This window comes from Myxococcus vastator (assembly GCF_010894475.1).
Lineage (GTDB): Bacteria > Myxococcota > Myxococcia > Myxococcales > Myxococcaceae > Myxococcus > Myxococcus vastator.
Genome location: NZ_JAAIYB010000855.1, coordinates 1 through 1,284, shown reverse-complemented (window position 1 = coordinate 1,284; position 1,284 = coordinate 1). Strand labels below are relative to the sequence as shown.

The following is a 1,284-nucleotide window of genomic DNA, read 5'->3' as shown; positions in this document are numbered from 1 at the left end:
GGCGGCGCGTTCACCTCCTGCAGCAGCAGGGTGACGGCCGTCGTCTGCCCGGCTTGGATGGTGACGTTGGCTATCTCGCCGGTGTAGCGCACGGCGTTGGAGGCGTCGAAGGCCTTCGCGCTGAAGGTGCGGCTGCTGCCGGCGGGCAACTGGCCCAGCACCCCACTCCACTGCCCGCCTGTCTTCACCAGTGCGTCCGTGCGCGTCGTCATGCCAGGGCCCGAGATGGTGAGCTCCACGCGGGTGACGTCGCTGGCGCTCAGCGCCTGGGGCAGCGTCACCACGGCCTGGGCGCTGCCCTCTTGCGCTGGCTGGGCGCCTCCGCAACCTGTCAGGGCCAGCACCAGTCCCAGGGCCACTACCGGGCACGCGGCTCCCACCTCAATCTGCGACTGTAGGATTAGCCCCGGCTCCGCCCCCGCGGCATGTCGCCGACACGTCGGCGCGTCGCCGACACGTCGCCGACACGTCGCCGACATGCCGCCGACACACCCGCCGCGCCGGGAAGAGCGGCACGTCGCTTGCTCAAGCTTGAGTGCGCCTCAATCGAGGGGCCCTCACCTGCGAGAACAATATGGGCAGCAACTCCAACCTCCCCAACGCCAAGAAGCTCGTGCAGCAGCAACTCCAGACCGCCCTGGAGAACGCGGGGCTGAAGAAGGTCGACGTCGATCTGGACAACAGCTCGTTCCAACTCCTGACGATTGACTACGCCACCCTGCAGCCCAAGGGGACCAGGCCGGACGTGCTGCAGTCCTCCACGTACGAGAACTCGCTGAACACCACGACCAGCGAGAAGTTCACGGTGGACAAGACCACCGCCGACACCATCGGCTGGACCGTCACTGCCGGGCTCGAGCTGGACGAGGAGTTCAACGTCGGCCTTCCGTTCTTCGGAGGCAGCAAGACGACGGTGAAGCTCAACTTCGGCGTGAGCACCACCCAGACGAGGAACATCGCCCATCAGTGGAACTACTCGACCACCGTCCCGGTGGAGGGGCACTCCACGGTCATCGTCACCTTCGAGGTGGACGAGGACCAGGTGGACACCACCTTCACCGCGACGTTCCTCGCCAGCGCGGACCTGAAGGTCACCTACAAGGACCAGAAGGGGCATGACCAGAAGTTCAAGGGCACCATCGCCCAGCTGATCGAAGGGACGCAGGTCAGCGGGGTCACCCTGCCGCAGAGCACCTTCCAGGTGCAGGCCAAGGGCACCTTCTCCGGTACCGAGGCCCAGAACTTCCACGTGTCCGCCAAGAACTTCGGCGGCGCGCCCCGGCA

1 protein-coding gene and 1 pseudogene are annotated in these 1,284 nt (G+C 66.5%); one reads left to right on the top strand and one right to left on the bottom strand.

What is annotated here, in order from left to right:
• Positions 1 to 359 (bottom strand): annotated as a pseudogene (locus G4D87_RS37890) (kelch-like protein); the annotation flags it as partial.
• Between the two features lie 215 nt (positions 360 to 574).
• Between G4D87_RS37890 and G4D87_RS37885 the strand changes: the two are divergent.
• Positions 575 to 1,284, top strand: a 710-nt coding sequence (locus G4D87_RS37885; protein WP_205507887.1) for a hypothetical protein, incomplete at its 3' end; no start/stop codon positions are given.